The 18,955-nt window shown below is 37.3% G+C and carries 16 protein-coding genes and 2 tRNA genes; 5 read left to right on the top strand and 13 right to left on the bottom strand.

Features of this window, described 5'->3' with window-relative positions:
- Positions 1-40: 40 nt before the first annotated feature.
- Complete coding sequence (gene ruvC / locus CXF59_RS14005) at positions 41-595, bottom strand: crossover junction endodeoxyribonuclease RuvC (RefSeq protein ID WP_101138351.1); 555 nt, start codon at positions 593-595, stop codon at positions 41-43.
- Positions 596-1,222: 627 nt separating this feature from the next.
- Between ruvC and CXF59_RS13995 the strand changes: the two genes are divergently transcribed.
- The 3 genes from CXF59_RS13995 (at position 1,223) to CXF59_RS13985 (ending at position 3,660) form a co-directional block, all read left to right on the top strand.
- Positions 1,223-1,414 carry a hypothetical protein gene (locus tag CXF59_RS13995; protein WP_101138350.1) on the top strand — a complete coding sequence of 64 codons (192 nt, stop codon included), beginning with the start codon at positions 1,223-1,225 and terminating at the stop codon, positions 1,412-1,414.
- Between the two features lie 146 nt (positions 1,415-1,560).
- The gene (locus CXF59_RS13990) at positions 1,561-2,526 is read left to right on the top strand and encodes a lysylphosphatidylglycerol synthase domain-containing protein (RefSeq protein WP_101138561.1); all 966 of its coding nucleotides are present in this window, start codon (positions 1,561-1,563) and stop codon (positions 2,524-2,526) included.
- A 12-nt stretch (positions 2,527-2,538) separates the two neighbouring features.
- Positions 2,539-3,660, top strand: a complete 1,122-nt coding sequence (locus CXF59_RS13985) for a glycosyltransferase (RefSeq protein ID WP_101138349.1) — start codon at positions 2,539-2,541, stop codon at positions 3,658-3,660.
- Between the two features lies 1 nt (position 3,661).
- Here the strand turns inward: CXF59_RS13985 and CXF59_RS13980 are convergent, their stop codons facing one another.
- From CXF59_RS13980 to CXF59_RS13970, 3 genes are read right to left on the bottom strand one after another with little or no spacing between them, the layout of a single operon-like run.
- The gene (locus tag CXF59_RS13980) at positions 3,662-4,366 is read right to left on the bottom strand and encodes a DUF4184 family protein (RefSeq protein WP_101138348.1); all 705 of its coding nucleotides are present in this window, start codon (positions 4,364-4,366) and stop codon (positions 3,662-3,664) included.
- Positions 4,367-4,369: 3 nt separating this feature from the next.
- Positions 4,370-4,846, bottom strand: coding sequence for a hypothetical protein (locus tag CXF59_RS13975; protein ID WP_101138347.1), 477 nt, complete (start codon positions 4,844-4,846; stop codon positions 4,370-4,372).
- A 45-nt stretch (positions 4,847-4,891) separates the two neighbouring features.
- Entirely contained in the window at positions 4,892-5,254 is a 363-nt protein-coding gene (locus CXF59_RS13970) for a hypothetical protein (RefSeq protein ID WP_101138346.1), read from the bottom strand.
- Positions 5,255-5,511: 257 nt separating this feature from the next.
- On the opposite strand from CXF59_RS13970, the gene CXF59_RS15800 reads away from it, so the two are divergent.
- Both CXF59_RS15800 and CXF59_RS13960 read left to right on the top strand, forming a co-directional pair.
- The gene (locus tag CXF59_RS15800) at positions 5,512-5,811 is read left to right on the top strand and encodes a DUF456 family protein (RefSeq protein ID WP_369828581.1); all 300 of its coding nucleotides are present in this window, start codon (positions 5,512-5,514) and stop codon (positions 5,809-5,811) included.
- Positions 5,812-6,164: 353 nt separating this feature from the next.
- A complete protein-coding gene (locus CXF59_RS13960) occupies positions 6,165-7,424 on the top strand; it encodes a DUF819 domain-containing protein (RefSeq protein ID WP_101138345.1) in 1,260 nt (419 codons plus the stop codon).
- Between the two features lie 471 nt (positions 7,425-7,895).
- Here the strand turns inward: CXF59_RS13960 and CXF59_RS13955 are convergent, their stop codons facing one another.
- The 9 genes from CXF59_RS13955 to CXF59_RS13920 form a co-directional block, all read right to left on the bottom strand.
- Positions 7,896-11,297, bottom strand: a complete 3,402-nt coding sequence (locus CXF59_RS13955) for an ice-binding family protein (RefSeq protein ID WP_101138344.1) — start codon at positions 11,295-11,297, stop codon at positions 7,896-7,898.
- Positions 11,294-11,461 carry a hypothetical protein gene (locus tag CXF59_RS15030; protein ID WP_157824589.1) on the bottom strand — a complete coding sequence of 56 codons (168 nt, stop codon included), beginning with the start codon at positions 11,459-11,461 and terminating at the stop codon, positions 11,294-11,296. The genes CXF59_RS13955 and CXF59_RS15030 overlap by 4 nt, the downstream gene beginning before the upstream one ends.
- Before the next feature lie 17 nt (positions 11,462-11,478).
- Positions 11,479-14,397: a carboxypeptidase-like regulatory domain-containing protein gene (locus CXF59_RS13950; protein WP_101138343.1), complete on the bottom strand. Its 2,919-nt coding sequence runs from the start codon at positions 14,395-14,397 to the stop codon at positions 11,479-11,481.
- Positions 14,398-14,468: 71 nt separating this feature from the next.
- Entirely contained in the window at positions 14,469-14,993 is a 525-nt protein-coding gene (locus tag CXF59_RS13945; protein ID WP_101138342.1) for a DUF4402 domain-containing protein, read from the bottom strand.
- Between the two features lie 17 nt (positions 14,994-15,010).
- Positions 15,011-15,871, bottom strand: coding sequence for a molecular chaperone (locus tag CXF59_RS13940; RefSeq protein WP_157824588.1), 861 nt, complete (start codon positions 15,869-15,871; stop codon positions 15,011-15,013).
- A gap of 82 nt (positions 15,872-15,953) precedes the next feature.
- Entirely contained in the window at positions 15,954-16,457 is a 504-nt protein-coding gene (locus CXF59_RS13935; RefSeq protein WP_101138340.1) for a DUF4402 domain-containing protein, read from the bottom strand.
- A gap of 709 nt (positions 16,458-17,166) precedes the next feature.
- Positions 17,167-17,574: a DUF4402 domain-containing protein gene (locus tag CXF59_RS13930; protein WP_157824587.1), complete on the bottom strand. Its 408-nt coding sequence runs from the start codon at positions 17,572-17,574 to the stop codon at positions 17,167-17,169.
- A gap of 702 nt (positions 17,575-18,276) precedes the next feature.
- A tRNA-Asp gene (locus tag CXF59_RS13925) sits at positions 18,277-18,350 on the bottom strand.
- A 521-nt stretch (positions 18,351-18,871) separates the two neighbouring features.
- Positions 18,872-18,945 (bottom strand) — tRNA-Asp (locus tag CXF59_RS13920).
- Positions 18,946-18,955 lie beyond the last annotated feature (10 nt).

Here is an 18,955-nt window from a genome sequence, read left to right as displayed (position 1 = left end):
CAGTGTTCAGTATGCAGTTCTAAAAACTGTTCACTGAACACTATTTTTTTACTCGTTCTTCGTTTTGTTTCACAAAAGCGTCCCAGCCAGTATAGCTTTTCGTTCCGACCACTTTTCCTGAATTGAAAAAGTGACAAACCGCAGCTGCCAATCCATCGGTGCTATCCAGATTTTTAGGCAATTCTTTCAATCCCAATAATTGCTGCAGCATTTTCGCGACCTGCTCTTTGCTGGCATTTCCGTTTCCAGTAATGGCCATTTTTATTTTTTTTGGTTCATATTCGGTAATCGGAATGTCTCTCGAAAGTGCCGCAGCCATCGCTACACCTTGCGCACGTCCCAACTTCAACATCGACTGCACATTTTTCCCAAAGAAAGGCGCTTCAATGGCAACCTCATCTGGATTATGAGTGTCGATTAACTCAATCGTGCGCTCAAAAATGAGTTTCAACTTCTGATAATGGTTATCGTATTTGGATAACTGCAATTCATTGAGTTGCAAAAATTCCATTTTTTTATTGATAACTCGAATCAAGCCAAACCCCATTACAGTTGTTCCCGGGTCAATTCCTAATATGATGCGTTCGTTTGCCATTTTTATTTTGGTACGTTTTTTTTTGCCACAAAGACACGAAGCTTTTTTGTTATGCTTAGTCTTATAAATTTAAAACCTTAGCGCAGATCCGCAGAATATTTTTTTTCATCACATAGATCCAAACAAAACAGCCTCAAAGATTCGGAAATTAATTTAAAATCTTTTCTCAGCTTTGCTTTCTATTTGTGAATCTTTGTGGAACACTTTTTTTTCATTACCCAGAGTCTTTGTAAATCTTTGCGAAATAGCATTTTCACAATAGTTTTCTTTTCTTTGTCTCCATGATTTCGATTATGCACAAAACTAAGCAATTCCACTTACTTCTAATCAAACTTTTGATTGTAAGGACTGCCTTTTATTTTATTTACAATCAACTGGCAAATAGCGGCGCCCTAGATTGGTAGAAGTTGATTGTTTTATGTAAGAAAAAAAGTCGGTTACTCAAGTTGTTTTGATTTTGCTATTGAGTGTCTTGAATCATTTTCTCGGAATTTTAAAATCGTAAAAACCAATAGTTTAAAGATTCTTATTTCTAATCAATAACAGAGAGCTCTAATTGAACTTATTGTAACATTTTAAAACATAATATGCTCACTATAATAACCAAAGACAAAACAATTTCATATCATGAAAAATTTAAAAAAATTCGGCACTATACCCTTAGGGATAGTTTTTATAATAGTTGGAATTTCTACTTTTAAAGAAGATGACATTGTAAAAAAATTATTCCTTTTTGCAGGAATTTTAATTCTGCTAATAAGACTACTCGCATTTATTAGTGATTCCGTCAAAAGTATCAATAAAACTAAAGACACATAATATTCTAATAGAACAACTCTCGCAGGATTAAAACCTTTTGAGGTTCATTCAATTTTGATTATTGAATCGATAGCTCTTTGATTTATATTTTTGAGGCCTATTGTGTCCATTAGGAAAACAAAATGAATTTCATTTTCTTTGTCTCAATGATTTCGATTCCGCACAAAACTAAGCAATCCCTTGTACTTCTAATCAAACTTTTGATTGTAGGTGCTGCCTTTTATTTTATTTACGATCAACTGGCAAATAGCGGCGCCCTCGATTGGGAGAAGTTCCTTATTTTATTCAATAAAAATCAGTCGGTTACTGGAATTATTTTCATTATGCTATTGAGTGTCTTGAATCATTTTTTAGAAATTTTAAAATGGCAGAATCTTATTTCTTTTCTATATAAAATCTCCAAAGTAGAGGCAACAAAACAAGTCCTTGCTGCCTTGACGGCTGGACTATTTACTCCAAATGGCATTGGGGAATATGCAGGTAAAGCAATGTTCTTTGATAAATCAGCTACCAAAAAAGTGTTGTTTTTAAACTTGATTTGCAATGGAATCCAAATGATTTTGACCGTGATTTTTGGGGTTTTTGGTTTGTTGTATTTTAATGCCAAATTCAATGTAATTACGACGAGAACGGTGGCGTTACTTTTTGGTATAACTTTTCTCTTTTTACTCCTCTTTTTTTTCCTAAAAAAATTCATAATTAAAGGGTATTCCATAGAAAAGTTACTTCATAAAATTAATGAAATCCCCAAGTACATTCATAGGAAAAATATAGTTCTGGCCATTTGTCGCTACCTGCTTTTTTCGCATCAATACTATTTTTTGTTTTTGGCTTTTGATGTTGATTTGCCCTATATTACCCTCATGGCAGCCATAACCAGTATTTATCTTGTGGCCTCCTCCTTACCTACATTCCAGTTTTTAGATTTTGCGATAAAAGGGAGTGTGGCTATTTATTTCTTTGGGATTCTAGGCATCAACGAGTGGATTATCGTTTTTATTTCGACTCTAATGTGGTTTCTTAATGTCTTTCTGCCAGTTATCATGGGAAGTTATTATGTTCTGATTTATAAAAGCCCCTTAACCCTCCGAATGGAGGAAATAAAAAATTAATGCCTCAACTATATGTATACGTTTTTTCTAAGCTCCATTTTAATTATTTACTGCATTACTATTGCATGGCTTATTTATGGTTTTACAAAAATAAAATCCTTGGAACTTGATGGCTCAACGCCAATTACAACAACTAGCCGGACAAGATTCACTATCATAGTGCCTTTCCGTAATGAAGCGGCGAACCTACCTCTACTTTTAGATAGTTTTTCTAAGTTAAATTACCCAAAGGAACGGTTTGAAGTTATTCTGGTCGATGATGAATCGGAGGAAGTATTTAGTCCTAACTGTTCAATGTTCAATGTTCGAATTATAAAAAACAATAGAGTTTCTAATTCTCCAAAAAAAGATGCTATTTCCACGGCTATTCCTTTTGTCACCAGCGACTGGATCATCACCACCGATGCGGACTGCGTGGTTCCTGAAAACTGGATGTTACTGTTGGACAATTACGTTCAGCTGCACGACGTTTCGATGGTAGTGGGGGCCGTAACGTATGATTGTAAAAACACGTTCTTACATCATTTCCAACAATTAGATTTGGCGAGCCTACAAGGAGCAACTATAGGCAGCTTCGGAATAGGAAAAGGTTTTATGTGCAACGGTGCCAACTTGGCTTACAAGCAATCATTCTTTCAAGAACTGAATGGTTTTCAAGGAAATGATACCATCGCAAGCGGAGATGATGTATTCTTATTGCAAAAAGCGATAGCGCGCTTTCCAGATCGCGTCCATTATGTAAAATCAAAAAGCAACATTGTTGTTACTAAAGCTCTGGACGATTGGAAAGCCTTGTTTTACCAAAGGGTGCGTTGGGCATCGAAGACGGCTTCCTATCAGAGTACTTTTGGGCAGTTTCTTGCGTTGGTCGTTTTTATTGGAAACTTAAGTATTGTTGTGGGTTATGGATTATGGATTATGGGTTTATTATCGCTACTGACTATCTGTTTCTTAATTCTACTTAAGTTCGCCGTTGATGCTGTTTTAATACATAAATCCCATTCTTTTTTGACGACAACTAAAATGCAGTATTTAACTCTAAGTAGTTTATTATATCCTTTTTTTAGTGTGAGTGTTGCCTTCTATTCTTTGATTGGTAAATATGAATGGAAAGGAAGACGGTTCTCTAAATAGTTCACTTGTTCCTGAAAAAGAATCCCACCAAAGTCACAGCGAAGATCATTGGCGAAAGAACACTAACTATGGCGTTCCCTATCTTATCGAGCTCTGTCCCGAAATAGAACCGCAGGGCAATTGCAAAAACCGCAAAGAGAAAAGTTAAATACCAGTAATTTAAATTAATCACCCTTAACTCTTTATTGTCACTAGGAAGATTATAGACATACCCTAAAATGTATGCCAATCCGATTATCGAACTCAAATGCTGTGCTATTTTGTACAAAGGAATTGAAAACAGTTCCAGATTTAAGAAAGAAGCCCTCTGCACCAGATAGCCGTCCCAATGCGTCATGGAGTCCCAAAAAATATGTGAAACAGCACCTAAAAAAAAGGAAATTACAACCGTTAAAAAATTATTTTTGAAATAATCAATCCATTTTGAATCTTTCAAAACGGCCAATCTTTTTTGAAAAAAAAGGGGCGCATTTTCTATAAATGGCTTTTTTATGATTTCGTGAAAAGCAAACATCACTATAAAGCCCAACGGGAAATCAATTAGAAATATCCCCCAAAAAGTATGGCTAATCTCACTTTGCATTTTCATTCGAAAAAAGTATTCGAAATCAGGAGACATCGAACCGATTATCAAAGCGGTAGCCGACAATTTTTTATTTTTTAAAAAAGGTAAAAGAATAGCTGGGTGTGATAAGGTAAACGGCATTACTTACTCAACTTTAAGGATTACTGGAAGTATAAATTGTGTTTTTACCGGAATCCCGCGTTTAATTGCCGGGTTCACCTTTGGAAAATTAACCAATCTGGCATTCAGAATACTGTCGATTTTAATCGTATCATAGGCGACCGAATCCTTTGGAAACTGGGGTTCAAATTCCATTTTTGAATTGGAATAAATCGTAACTTTCACCTCTATGGTATCTAATTCAGGATAGAGTACCGAAAGCGTATCGCTGTTCAATTTATCTTGTATTAACTCTGTTAAATACTCAAAAAAACACTGCTGGCGCTGCCTTTTGTTCTCTAATTTGTCGCAATCGACAAAGGATGGATACTCATCAACTTCTTTCCAATTGATTGCTTTCAGCTCTTTTTTCAATAATTCCTTTTCCGAAGGCACTTGCTTTTCGAAATACTGACAGGAATTAAAAAGTAAGAATACTAAAAAAAAGTAATAGTGCTTCAATGTTTTGTTTTTGAATTGGAGTAATATTTTATAAAAATACAATTATTATCTTTGAGATTGTTTCGAAACCAAATAATCTTCATAGCTTTCAGCAAACCATTTTTTCTTGCTTGCTTCAGCCATTTCCTTTTGATCCGGATACAAAACCCCCAATCGATCTGAAAAAGCGGCAATTTGAATCGTGTATTTATAAAACGCTTCCTTTGTTAATACCAAATTTGCAGTTGCTTTTTTGTCTGAAAACTCAAAGAAGACACGGTCAAAATCTTTCATCGAAAAATTCAACACTTTTGCTCTATTCTCTTTATATATTCTTTCCTTCAAAGCGACATCGCTGCTGCCTTTGTCTTGGGCGAAAGCGGTATTCAAAAAGAACACTATAAAAAAGATTGAAACTAATTTTTTCATACTCGTTTTATGAATACCTGTTGTATTTATTTTCCAAAAATACAAAATAAAATTTTACGGATACTTTCCTTTTAGTCCTTTGGTTTTGCTGTATGTTTATTGGAATTATAGGGAGTTTTCTTCGCGTTTTACCGAGACCGCCCATGAGTTGGATAGGGCTTTTACTCCTTTATTTTACAACTGCAGTTCCCGAAACTATTGGATTCGTGGCATTACCTTGTTGATTACCATCATCATTTCAATATTGGAATATGTAGATCCCGTCTAGAGGGCCGAAACGATTCGGAGGAAGTTCCTATGGCATTTGGGGAACAAATATCAGACTGATTGTTGGCCTCCTTTCTCCCATCTCGTTTGGATTTCTTATCGGTGCTTTTGTAGCCGCTTTTAATAGAAAACTGCTACATGACTCTAAAAACCACAAACGCGCTTTGAAAGCTGCCATAAGATCTTTTATTGGATTCATCGCTCCCACGTTTATGCTGTTTTTAGTTTACGTACTGTTTTTAGGGCTCTATATTCGTCTGGTTTGGCGCTATAAAGAAATATTATTTTAAGCTTTTACTTCTCGAAAGTATAACTGAGGAAACCAGAAAAGAAAACACTATTTATTCATTTGGTATTTAGTACCCTTTCTTTTAAAAAAATCATCTAATCTTATTTCCTGAGCGTACATTAATTAATTGAATGTAGTGTTTTTTAAATAGAGAAAAGTTAAGTTTACCAAAAGCAACGGAACTATCTAAAATAGACCGCTGTACCTTGTCATTAAAAAATGACATAATGATCATGCAGATAGCGACTGAGATTTACCTACGCTATTGGCGCTTAAAAAAATATTAGAAAATAGGTTCTGCAAGTAAAAGAGAAATGTAAGATTTGCTTATCAAAACCATACAAACCAAAAATTATGATCGAAAACCCAGCTCCCCTAATAACTAACGATGCTGTTGTACTAGGTATTCTTATGACAATATTAGGTTTAATATTTATCACCTCCTCCAGTGACAAACCTTTTTTTAAGAAATTTTACGGGATAGTCCCTTCGGTTTTGTTGTGCTATTTCATTCCGGCACTTTTCAACACCTTCAATATTATATCAGGAGAGACTTCAAGTCTATACAACATTGCCTCTCGCTATTTATTACCCGCAAGTTTAGTATTACTTACCTTAAGTATCAATTTCGCTGCATTAAAAAAACTAGGAAGCAAAGCTATTATTATGTTTTTGGCAGGAACTTTAGGTATTATAATAGGCGGTCCATTAGCCTTATACATTGTAGGTAGCTTCTACCCTGAAGTAGCTTTATCAAATGGAGAAGAAGTTTGGAAAGGACTATCAACAATAGCAGGAAGTTGGATTGGTGGCGGCGCAAATCAAACCGCCATGCTAGAAGTATTTGGCGCAAGCAAAAGCATGTTTGCCCAGATGATTGCTGTAGATGTGTTAGTAGCCAATTTATGGATGGGATTTTTGCTTTATGGTGCTCAAAAATCAGATAAAATTGACAAGTGGTTAAAAGCAGATAATGCTCCTATAGCCGAATTAGAAAAAAAACTCGAAGAAGAACAAGCAGGTAAAAGAATACCGCTAACAACTAATAATATAATGATAGTCCTCATGGTCGCTTTTGGCTTGACCGGTTTAGGACACTTTTTAGCAGATATACTAGCTCCCTTTTTTAAAGAAAACTATCCGGCATTAGAAAAATATTCTTTTACTAACGAATTCTTCTGGCTGGTTATTATCACTACAACAGCGGGCGTTTTACTATCATTTACCAAAGTGCGAAAAATAGAAAGCTATGGCGCTTCAAAAGTAGGTACCATATTCTTATACATCTTAGTGGGAACCATAGGAACACATATGAACCTGGGTGCTATTTTTGACAACCCCTTATTATTTTTAGTTGGAGTTATTTGGATCACCACGCATATCATTGTAATGATAATTGTAGCCAAAATCATTAAAGCACCTTTCTTTTATGTGGCAGTAGGAAGTCAAGCAAATATTGGTGGTGCCGCTTCTGCGCCCATTGTTGCAGCAGCATTTAGCCCATTTTTAGCTCCCGTGGGAGTGCTACTGGCTGTTCTGGGCTATGCCGTAGGAACCTACGGAGCCTATGTTTGTGGTTTATTACTACACCAAATATCTAAAATTGTCACTTAAATAATTCTAGCGCTAAATGATAGTAATTTAAAGGGTTTCATCAGCTAATTCTAAGGAACAATCAGCATAATCCCCCTTTAAAGCGGTCTTGTCGTTTGGGCGTGACCCAACAGGGTCGGGTTATTCACTATATCTTTTACACCGCTATCGCTTTGTAAAAGGATGCCGCTACTACCCCTCACGCAAAAACTGCTACTCTAACGAAAAAACCCTATTCAACTACAAGAATAGGGTTTTAATAATTCGTGAAATAATTCAGAATAAAGAATGCCGCCGGCATAGTCCCCTATAGTCTAATCTGCGTAACCGGCCTTACCGTGTCTGGTCGAAATTGAAAGAGAGTCTCCGCATCCACTTTTATGTAGCTTTTAATTTCGATAACATTTTGGCAGCTGTTTATTACGACGTATAGTAATATCGATCCACGCTGTTCTGATTCAAATCTTAATGCATAAGACGGCCCGTAATCCTTTAATAAGCTAAAATCTTACGGCTGACGGATTTCCCTTTGCTGTTCCCTACTACAATATAAACCTCGTTTTTTGGATTTATATCGAAGCGATGAATCATTTTACCTTCCACCTTTTTATTAACAAGTAACTTCCCTAGCATATCATAGATTTTCACCTCTGTTTGTTCAGATATCAAAGTTAAATCCACGATGATTTCATTGCCATCATAATAAATAACAGCCGGTAAGGATGCAACCTCCTTGGTTACAGGTGTAAAGTGAAGAACAAATCTACTTGCAGCATCTTTAATTGATCCTTTGAACTGGTATTTTGGATTTACTTTTAAGTCAGATGTAGTTTTTGTTTTTTTATCTTCTAATACTAATACCCCATAATCCTTACTTTCCAGATTAATAGTTAACGTATAGTTCCCGTCGCTTCCCGCTTTAAACATAAGAGGCACCGAAGTATTTTCGACTGTATTAGTCAAATTCAATACGGTTAATTCCTCTTTCCCATGCGTTAAATAGAGCGATGGTGCTGATTTTATTGTACTAAAAAGCTTTGCGGCCCCAGCCTCATTTAACGATGCGCCAAACTGAACTAAAACTTCATCATACCCCAAGCTTGAATCGGATGCAATTCTAACTTTTAAATTATTAGTCTTGTTGTTTTTTGTCTTCATCCAATTGCTTGCACCTGTATTTACCCGTATCGTATTTGTCATACCAACAGCACCATTACTAGCTGCTCTTACATAGAAACCCTGCATTGGTGCGATATTTTGCGTAACGCCATGTGTACCGGTCGACCCCACAGTAGTAGTATTATAAACTCCATAATTTTTTGCAGCTGGATTCCATATCCACATATCATACCCACTGCCTGTGACAAGCAAGTTGTTACGTGTCCAACCAGTGCTCTTCCAATCGATAGCTGACGGATAAGGGTTCCCTATTAGATTAAATCCTCTTACATCAGGTTCTGGGCTGGTATCAGGACCCTCTTTTGTCACTGGAATACTAATAGTCCCGTTGTTTAATACCCCAATGAATTCTTTTGTAGGATTAGCCGCTTGGGTAGAATACAAATAACCTAGCCCTTTTACAAAGTTTGAAGTAGGATGAATTGATGGCCAGGTAGGCGCCACAGTCGTGTTCAATTGGTAAGTCCAACAAGGTGTTGGTTCATTCCATATATATAGATCATAACCAGTCCCATTCCCATAAGTACCAGCTGGATTCCAACCGCCACTAATGCTTTGATTTGAAACTGGAGCAGAAAGGAAATGCCAGTCTTCCGCAGCACCACTTATGTATCGTTGGACTGTTGCTGGCACATCGATTGTATTATGAATAAGAGAAGCCGTCCCTGAAGCATTGGATCTTAAAACAAGTCCGCTGTTACCCCCTGAATTCGCAATAGCACCTACAACTGTTAAGTTTTTGGCTGCTTCAATTGTAAATATTTTGCCATCGTTAATTGTCAGATTATTATCAAGAGTAAAGTTTGTGTTGAGGTTCACCCCTGCTGCATTATTGATATTTAAATTGAACGTCTTTTCATTGAGGTATTGACCGCTATCTATGGTTTGCACTGAAGAACCTCCATACTCCACGACAGAACTAGCTGCCGAAGCATCAATTTGCGCTCCGTTTGTAAACAGCGTATTTCCTTTTACAACAAGTTTATAGCCGTTGCAAACTACTCTGTAAGGTGCTTGTGCATTAGTAATATTAGTTACTGATCGATTCTGATCCAATACTAAATGGTTGAATGGCATATCATCAAAAATAATACTCGCATCTATTGCCGGAACTACGTTTTGCGTCCAGTTACTAGGAGTATTCCAGTTATTACTAACTGAGCCTTTCCATTTGTTTATCCTTGTATTTGCAGCTTCGGTTGCATCGACAGAAACGGCGCCAGATGTAGAAAGCATTCTTCCCGATAATTGTCCGCCAGCACCCATTGAAACAGCACCAGGATTACCAATTAAAGTCCCGCTGATTATTGTTGAAGCAGCCATAGCAATTGCACCATCAGCCATCCAAAATATATTTGCTGGCGAAGCTCCGTTCACTAAAACCACTGTAGCATTCGCGCCAGTGGTAAACGCACCTCCTATTTTAAAAATAAATTGAGCATTGGGATCTCCTTGCGCATCTAAGGTCAGAGTCCCTCCGGTAGATGCTGCACCCCCAATAGAATATACGCCTGGAGTTAGTACCTCTCCATTTCCCATTGCTCTAGCGGCAGAAGTAGAGTTGGTTGTTACTGTATTAGATAATTGAATACAAATATCACGTAAGTCTAAGGCAGCTTGCGCAGTAATACTATTAGCAATTTCAATTTTCCCATTTACTATTGAAGGAGGACCAAAACCAGTTACGGCACCTACATTCGTACCAATATCACCGGTTATATCTGAAACAGCAGTATTTGATACTGCCCCTACGGATGTAAAAAGTGTAAAATTTGTAAGTGATCTAAGATTAACCGTGACCGCTACCTTGAGGGATGCTGCAGCTGGACTAGTACTACAATCGTTAGCAGCGGATACCGTTATATTCCCATTTTGACCAGCCAAGCCTGTGGTCACAGTAATTGATTTTGTTCCTGCTCCTGCTGTTATCTCCCAGCCAAATGGTATAGCCCAACTATAAGTTGTGGCATTTGGTACTTCTAAAATACTATATGTCTGCGCTGTAACTCTTGGATATTGTATAACTGTACCTGTTATTGATCCAGGAGTAGCAAGACAGGTGTAAGTAAAACTAACTTGACCATCACCCCCTTTTGCTCCAGATGAACTTTTAGCACCGCCGCCGCCGCCGCCGCCAGGAGTAGTACCTTCCGTTCCATCTTTAACAGAGCCCTTACCTCCTCCGGCTCCTCCTAATCCTCCGGCTGATCCTCCGGCATTTCCACCATCACCTCCTGCATTTCCATTACCCTCATTTGTACCGGCCGCCCCATTTGTATTGACACTACCTAACGAAGCTGTTCCGCCTGCGCCTCCTGTGGTAAATCTAGCTCTTATTCCGCCCCCTGCCTTAATAATTATGTCTGAAGATAAAGGTGAAACTGTTGATTCTCCGCCATCTGACCCAATAGCGCCGCCAGTTCCTACTGTGTAGCTATATTGACTGCCCGGAGTAACGGCAATTGTTCTTGAAGAATTAGCGCCACCGCCACCACCGCCGCCACCATCGGAATTACTCAAAGACGCACCACCGCCACCGCCACCCCAAGCCTCAATAGTAAGGCTTGTTACGCCTGCCGGAACAGTAAAGATTCCAGATGAGACGAATGTTTCATTAGCTTGTGCAACAGCGCTATTAAGTCCTAAGAAGAACCCCATAATCAGAAAAAAAAGTGCTAAAAATTTTATTTTTAGCGTAAGTATTTTTAAGGTCATACGTTTTGAGCATTAAGATTCGTATTGATATTATCATTTTCATCAAATATTGCTTCAATTATTTTATTGGCGTAATTACCCCCTAATTGAATTACTATATTTTTGATTTCAAACCGGGTGCTAACCACTTTAATTTGAACCGACGTACCTGTTTTTATATTCATTCCTTATTTGTTTTTGACTAATACCTCCCTTTGGAAGTATCAATCTTTTTCCCATCCTTATATTTAACAATGTAAGCGTCTTTTATCCCCTTAGCTACAATTATATTTCTGGCCGTTTTAGCATCCGCTTTTAAATCATATTTACCTGAAATATATCTGATCGTACCATTGGATAAAATCTCATAAAACACCGGTGTAAACTTTAAAAGATGTTGCGAATATAGGTAATTTTTAAAAACCCCTATCTGCACACTATAAAAGAGCCCTTGCTGATCTGATATTTTACCGAAAGAAGTATTAAAATGACTTTCTGACTGCTTGTCTATAGAGGAAGGTTGATTAGGGGCATCAGTCAAAATAATTTTAGCGGGTTCTATAGAGACCACCGACGTTATTGCTTTTAAATTAAAATCCAGTCCGTCCACTATTGTTCCATCTTCTGAAACCTTTATAAAAATCTCCTGCTCTTTTGGTGAAGACTGATAATCCAGTTTTTTTAATTGTTCTTCATCCACACGGACTTTATAATTCCCTGGTACTAATCCCAAATAACTGAAATACCCGTCGGGTTCACTTAATGTCTGCGCTACTTTTTTACCTTGCCCATTATAGATTTGAATCGTAACCCTTCCTAATCCTTTTCTGGTATTCTCCTTATTAAAATAGATCATGCCGTTTATTTCACCCATACTAATAATTGGAACAAACACCCTTTTATATTGGTTGGGGTCAACAAGTACCTGATAGGTATTGTGTTTAAACTTCCATGATATACTCTCTAAATCATCATTAGAAAATGATACATTATAGTTGACAAAAGCGTTCAAATCTGACACACGTACAATGGAATCTTTTTCACTTATTACCGCGTTACCACCCGATACTCTCACGGAAGACAACAACACCATTTTTTCCCCATTATCCAATATTCCATTTTGATTCAAATCAAGAAAAGGATAAAACAGCAGACCACCTTTACTTAATGATGAATTGTTCCCAGCATAGGTATAATTATCTCCGCCAAAGGCTAAACTTCCCTGTGCGTTTTCTGTAAAACTAATGTTTTTATTGCTATAAAATGCAGATAATCCGGTACGTGCATATGGCAAATCATATCTAAAGTTTAAAAAAAAAGTATTACTTTTTGACGTCACATTTCTTTCATACGAAGCCGAAAAATACATTTTAGAAACCCGCTTCTCAATTTCTGCACGATATCTCGTAAGCTTATTTTGCTTCAAATTATATTCTACAGATGGACGCAAAACAAGACCATTTAGCAATCTGTAAGACAAGCTCAAATTAGTGGTCATGTAAGGCGAATTCGTTCCCACCCAGTTCACTAATGTTGATGAATTGACACCCAATTGTCTGTAATAAGCCGAATAAACGAAATCGAGCTGGTTGTAGTTAAACGACTCATAAACAAACTGACTGAAATTCAATTTTGAAAACCCGGAAAAATGATTTATTTTAATAGGTACAGAGATTCTGATTTTCCTTTCTTCAAGCGCATTAAAACGGGTAGCAAGTTGCCCTTCTACGTATTTTGTATAGTCCAGTTCTAAAAAAGCACTTTTTATGAAATTATAATTCAACAACCCTTTCATTCGTACATCATGATCGTATTCTAAGTTCACAATCATTTTACTAAAGGGCTGAAACGCCACTTTTGCATAAGGAATAAAAGGACGATTTGATATGCTCGACAAATACTCCAGCCCCCCACCAACAGTTAAAAAGCGATTCACCCCATAATTAAAATCCGCTTTTCCGTAGCGGCTTCCATTCGCATCTTGCAAAACACCACCTGACAAACTATATTCTAAAATTTTGGCAGGCATAAAAGTATAAGGGGTATTCATAATGCGCTCTTCGGTGCGCTCTTCCCCCAAAGGACCATAAAATTTTAATCTTAATGTAGTGTACCCATAAACAATGGGAACGTTAAACACATACAAACCCGATGCATCTGCCGACGTATAATCGGCTAGAACATCATTGATATAAAGCTCTACAGTCCAGTTGGGCTCCGTATAGTCGTTTATCGTGTAAGTTCCACTTGCTTTCCGAACGGTATTTGGAGAATTATTGACTGTACCACCAATTAAAGGTGCTCCTAAAAAAGCAATACTTTGATTGTATATTTTACCTAGCTGAGCCTGCTTAATAAGTTTCTTATCATTGTCTATCCAGCGCCAACTGTACTGAAGCTGTCGGTTGTCAAATTTGTACTTATCGTTATAATTTATTGCAATATTGGCTTCGCCAAAAAGCAGTTCACTCCCTACGCCTAAAATCACATTATTAGTGCTGGCTCCACTTACCGTCTGATTCGAATTAAACGCCCAATCTAGCATCCCAAACTTAAATAAGTGATAATCCCGCGAGATTACAGTATCGACCGCGACTTCCTGTCCCTCTAATTTTGAAATATTGTTTCTGGTGTTTTCAATACGCATTTGCTTGACATACGGTAATTCAAAACTAGATACTAATTTAGCAGACAGCGATCGCGCATTGAATGTCAATGTTAAACCAAATGCTTCAGATAAGACTGATGCTTGTATATATTTAACACCATTTTCTTCCAATAGCCCCCTTGTAGAAGTAATATCTATGCTGCCTACCTTAATTTGTCCGGTCGAGTAATCAATTGTATACGTTTTGTATTCGTTTTCAATGAAGCCTTCTAAGCTGTTGCCCGTTGCACTCTCCTTACACGGTATTTTTAGACGCGTAAATAAATCCACAACATTAATGAAAAGCAAATTAGAATCCGTGATAATGACATTGGTTTCAAAACTCCACTTACCATCCACTATAATTTCCACAGGAACTTCGTCCAAATCAGAAAAATAAGCTGCTTTTTCAGCTATGGCATTACCTTGTGCATGGACTTGAATTAGGGTCAAAAATAAAAATAGGACATACATCCATAAGTGAATATACCTACAACACGAAATACAATCAGAATGTTTCAATTTTATTAGCTTCTCCCCCTCCATCATTCTTGAACGAAATTCAATTCAAAAATGCCCGAATAGACACCTGAATAGGCCGCTGTGGAAGCAGCCCCGGGAACATGAAGCGTTCCCCCAACTCTTACTGTTGTTATAAAATTGCAATTGTTATTCACAACAAAACTCGAACCACTTACGCCCTTTTCTGTTGGACCAATATCAAGTGTTAACGAAACCCCTCCTCCATTACTTATAGTTGTAGTAGGCGGATAGCTTATGATTACATTTCTGCCCTGACATAACTTTACATCAAAAATAGCGGGTCGAGCGGTAGAACCAGACAAGGCAATAACGCCTCCTGTAGTGGTACGAACACCTTGCCAATCTACTTTGATTGTACCCGCGGCACCGGTGCTGTAAAACAACCCAAAATCAATGGGCTGAGTAGGCAATACAGTTAGTGTCCGTTGAGGCAAGGTGGGTTGTGCATAAAAGACAGGTATGCACAAAAATAAAGCTGATAGTAAAAACAGCCATCTTATCTTGATATGTACCTTTAGTATTTTCAACTATTATAAATAAACATTCATAAATCCAATTCCTTTTCTGCAATCAGTTCCGTGCCTTCGTTGCTCGTATAAACGACCTTAAATTTTCCTCCGTTGAAGTTGACCCCTGCGGGTTTTTGTAACAGTATTTTATTTTTTCGCAAAGTCCCAGGAGTATAAACCCCTATGCCTTTTATTTTCCCCACCTCGTACCATTTGTCTTGTGTAGACATATAACTGATCGTAATGTCGCCATACGCAGACATATTACCTATTCTATTAATATTGAAGTGTAGAAAAGTACCCAAGTCCTCTTTATTTTCATATTCCAATGCGGAAATCGTCACCGCAGTATCTGAATCGCCTTTACGTATGATAGTGGCTATGGAAACACCAAAAACAGTTTCAATTTTGACAGACAATGCATTAGTGTCGCCTTCCATTTTTTCCTGACCGAGTGGCTTAGTGTTTTTGACGGCTCTGAAATAAAGATGAGATCGATATTCTCCAACCTCAAGTTCGCCAGTATTGACTAGCTGCACTTTTACAGTTTGGGATTCGTTGGGCGCCAAAGTAACTTGTCTTGGGTAGACTCTTAAAAAGGGGGTTGCAAATTGCTGTCCTAAATCAGGCTCTTTGATTTCCTCAAAACCACCTGCTTCATTCATTCTAAACTCTACAAATGACACATTATACGTAGAAGTCTCTTTACCAGTATTAGCAAGGTTTATTTGCTCCGTTTTACTTCTCCCTTCAAATACAAGACGTTTTGGAAAAACAAGTAAATCTCCCTGTGCTAAAGCATTGTTTACTGATAATGTACAAATTGAAATAAAAAAAAACAATCGAAGAAGATTGCCTTTAAAATAGTGGTGTTGCCCTTTTAGATAAAAATCCATATGCTGTTTTTTTTGATTTCCACGCAATATAGAAAAATAAAGCAAGTGCTGCAATTTGCAGCACTTGCTTTATTTTATTTATCTAGTTATAATTTACGGTCACGTTAAATGAACCTGTATAAGCTCCTGCGACTTGGTTATCCTTTACATTTAATGTTGCTCCTACTGTAAAAGTTTGCGTACCGTCTTTAAGATTCCCATCCCCAAGAAGACTACTCGTAAAGTCTGTTACACCCATCTTATCAGAATCACTAGTGCCCGTAAGTTCTACTGGACCAGTTGGTAGCTTAACATAATATGCGTACTCTGCTGTACCCGTAACGTTAAAAGATGCAGCTGTAACTTTACCTTTTGTTGTTGGAAGAGTTAAACCTCCCGTGCTATTTCTTCCACCTCCCGCTAACAATACTACTGTCCCTCCAGTACCCGTAACAGCTACGTTTCCAAAACTCATAGGAGCAGTATTTGAAATTGCAATTGGCGTAACGATAGTTGCAGCAGCCGTTGCTGATGCTGTGGATTGAGCGTTTGCATTATTTGAGAATGCTGCGATAGCTAAGATAGCTAATAAAGTAATTTTTTTCATAACGTAGGTCTAATTGTTTTGATTGATAGAATGGGGGCATTCTATTATTTTTTCCGAAGGCAAAATAACAACTAATGAAGGTCTCCTGAAAATATAATCGTTAAACAACTATTATACTCGTTGAACTACACAATTCTTTACTATTACTACCTGATTTCACAAATTTAACTGTAAAATAATAGATCCATAACAACTTTTTTTACCTTGTGAACAACTAAAATAGCAAGACATAACTCTGAAAAATCACCTTCATTCTTAGTGCTAACAAATCGCAAAATAATCAGATTTCGAAATTACACTAAGAGGACCGAATACTATTAATTATTCGCAAAAACCCAGAGACATTAGCAATTTACTAATTCAATAATTTGGATCTTGATTCCTGTGTAGAAAAATAAATCCTTCGGATCTTCATCACAGAAAGCCGCTGTTTTTCAATCTACAAGAAAGTTCTTTTGATTAGGCTCATGGAAAGAGAAACAATTCCAAAAAGAGGACTATTTTGACCAGCATATGCAAAAAGCATCGGTGCTTTTTCACACAATAAAACAGCTCCAATATTTATTAGTTGAAGTTTTTAAGAATTGATCAGAAAAAAAGGAAGGTGGAAAAATAAATCGGCAAAGGCAGAACCGAAACAATTATCTTAATCTGCATTCACAATAAAAATAATAACATCACTTTGAAAGTAGAAAAGAACAGTACTAAATTAATTATAATTAACACTTACCTCAATACCCGAACCAAGACTGGAATAGGTTCCATGAGCCTGAGCGGCGCCTGCATGTACGGTAGCTCCAAGGTATATTATTTCCTTTCCACCTGCTAGCACTTTTGATGCCGAACAAGTGAACGCGTCAACAACCATGTTCGCTACCCCATTATAAATTAAAACTCCGCTAGAAGGCAGTGTGATACTATAAGCAGCATTACCTTCACCCGTCACAGTAAAACCGGCAGCTTTAGCAACACCTGCCCCATTCGGCAGGCTAATGTTCGGAGAGCTCATCCTAGCACCCGTATTATCGGCACCTAATACCACGGTACCCGCTCGTCCATTAGTGGCGAAATTGCCAAAATCAATATCTGAATTTTTAACAATTTGAATGGGAGTCATTATGGTTGCAGAAGCAGTCGCATTAGCGGTGCCTTGCGCAACCGTGACGGCTGAAAAACCTAACTGCAGGAGGATTGTTAATAAAATAATTTTTTTCATGGTACATTATTTTGAGCGCTTTTTCCGTTTTCTTTTCAGTACTAAAACACGATTTAGGTTAGTGTTCTAAAAAAAAAAAAAAAAGTCTAGGGCTTAAAATAGCGATTCAACCAGGAATCGTCGACGTGCATTCTAAGCTGCAGTAAATGTAGCTGCTATTTCGCTTAAACGACAAATATATCCGATTAAATACATGTTTTTTTATTTAAAATAATATTTATCTTACTTTTAACGGAATGATAGTTTGTTAAAATAACTGCCATAACGTTGAATATACAAAAAAAAAACACTCCTAGAGATTAAATTAAGCGGCTAATTTCCTCAAGTACACTTAAAATTATCAAAAGCGCGGCGCTGATGCCCACTATCGAATGGAAGTATACCCCTGAAACAATACCGTACAATTACAAGCTAGAACACTCCATAGAACAAGCTTCCTTACCTGCGGTTCCGTTCTAGACAAACCATTAACTGTAGAAAAGGTATTAGGACAAAAAACCCTCATAATACACATCAAGTGATGCCGACTATCAACAGAAGGATAAAATATAGTTTTTAAACAAAAAAAAAGCCTTTCCGTTAAGAAAGGCTCTAGAAAATATGCGGTCTGGACGGGACTCGAACCCGCGACCCCCTGCGTGACAGGCAGGTATTCTAACCAACTGAACTACCAGACCTCAGCGTTATTGCGGTTGCAAAGATACAACACATTTTAATTTAAAACTAACACTAAAATCAAAAAAACACCCTCATTAGAGTACGCTTTTTCCAAAACATTAGATGCCAGACTAGTATTTAAAATTTTATACCATTAGTCGTCTTAAAAAAGCACGATTTATCCTTTTCTCCTCGACAGCAACCTCTAGTTCCCTTCAAAAATTTCACAATTAAGCTATTTTTCTATCGCTAAAAATCCTGTGTGAGTCGTATCCTAAAAATCAAATTATACATATCTATACTACGCATACTATACTAAAGATTCTATTTCTTTTGAAATGACAACCAAACCAACCTTATAGAAAATCAAAAAAGCCATCCGTAGGTTCTGAATAAATTCAGAAACATGGAAAGCTTTTCATTGGTCTAACTACTAAACCCGGTCTCGTTGCTACCAACTCGACCAAACAACACAACTAACTTTAGATACTTTAATGGGGCAAAAAAGCCTTTCCGTTAAGAAAGGCTCTCCCCAATATTGCGGTCTGGACGGGACTCGAACCCGCGACCCCCTGCGTGACAGGCAGGTATTCTAACCAACTGAACTACCAGACCTCAGCGTTAT

Origin of the sequence: Flavobacterium sp. ALD4, assembly GCF_002836475.1 — a bacterium.
Taxonomy (GTDB): Bacteria; Bacteroidota; Bacteroidia; order Flavobacteriales; family Flavobacteriaceae; genus Flavobacterium.
The sequence above is the reverse complement of the archived record's forward strand: the minus strand, read 5'-3'. Positions and strand labels throughout refer to the sequence as shown.

Coding starts and splice junctions, on each gene's coding strand:
- CXF59_RS15030 (WP_157824589.1), bottom strand. CDS start 11,461: ATGAATATAAAAACAGGTACGTCGGTTCAAATTAAAGTGGTTAGCACC.
- CXF59_RS13970 (WP_101138346.1), bottom strand. CDS start 5,254: ATGAAAAAATTAGTTTCAATCTTTTTTATAGTGTTCTTTTTGAATACC.
- CXF59_RS13930 (WP_157824587.1), bottom strand. CDS start 17,574: ATGACTCCCATTCAAATTGTTAAAAATTCAGATATTGATTTTGGCAAT.
- CXF59_RS13985 (WP_101138349.1), top strand. CDS start 2,539: ATGTATACGTTTTTTCTAAGCTCCATTTTAATTATTTACTGCATTACT.
- CXF59_RS13940 (WP_157824588.1), bottom strand. CDS start 15,871: ATGGATTTTTATCTAAAAGGGCAACACCACTATTTTAAAGGCAATCTT.
- CXF59_RS13950 (WP_101138343.1), bottom strand. CDS start 14,397: ATGTATGTCCTATTTTTATTTTTGACCCTAATTCAAGTCCATGCACAA.
- CXF59_RS13955 (WP_101138344.1), bottom strand. CDS start 11,297: ATGACCTTAAAAATACTTACGCTAAAAATAAAATTTTTAGCACTTTTT.
- CXF59_RS13990 (WP_101138561.1), top strand. CDS start 1,561: ATGATTTCGATTCCGCACAAAACTAAGCAATCCCTTGTACTTCTAATC.
- CXF59_RS13980 (WP_101138348.1), bottom strand. CDS start 4,366: ATGCCGTTTACCTTATCACACCCAGCTATTCTTTTACCTTTTTTAAAA.
- CXF59_RS13995 (WP_101138350.1), top strand. CDS start 1,223: ATGAAAAATTTAAAAAAATTCGGCACTATACCCTTAGGGATAGTTTTT.
- ruvC (WP_101138351.1), bottom strand. CDS start 595: ATGGCAAACGAACGCATCATATTAGGAATTGACCCGGGAACAACTGTA.
- CXF59_RS13935 (WP_101138340.1), bottom strand. CDS start 16,457: ATGAAAAAAATTACTTTATTAGCTATCTTAGCTATCGCAGCATTCTCA.
- CXF59_RS13960 (WP_101138345.1), top strand. CDS start 6,165: ATGATCGAAAACCCAGCTCCCCTAATAACTAACGATGCTGTTGTACTA.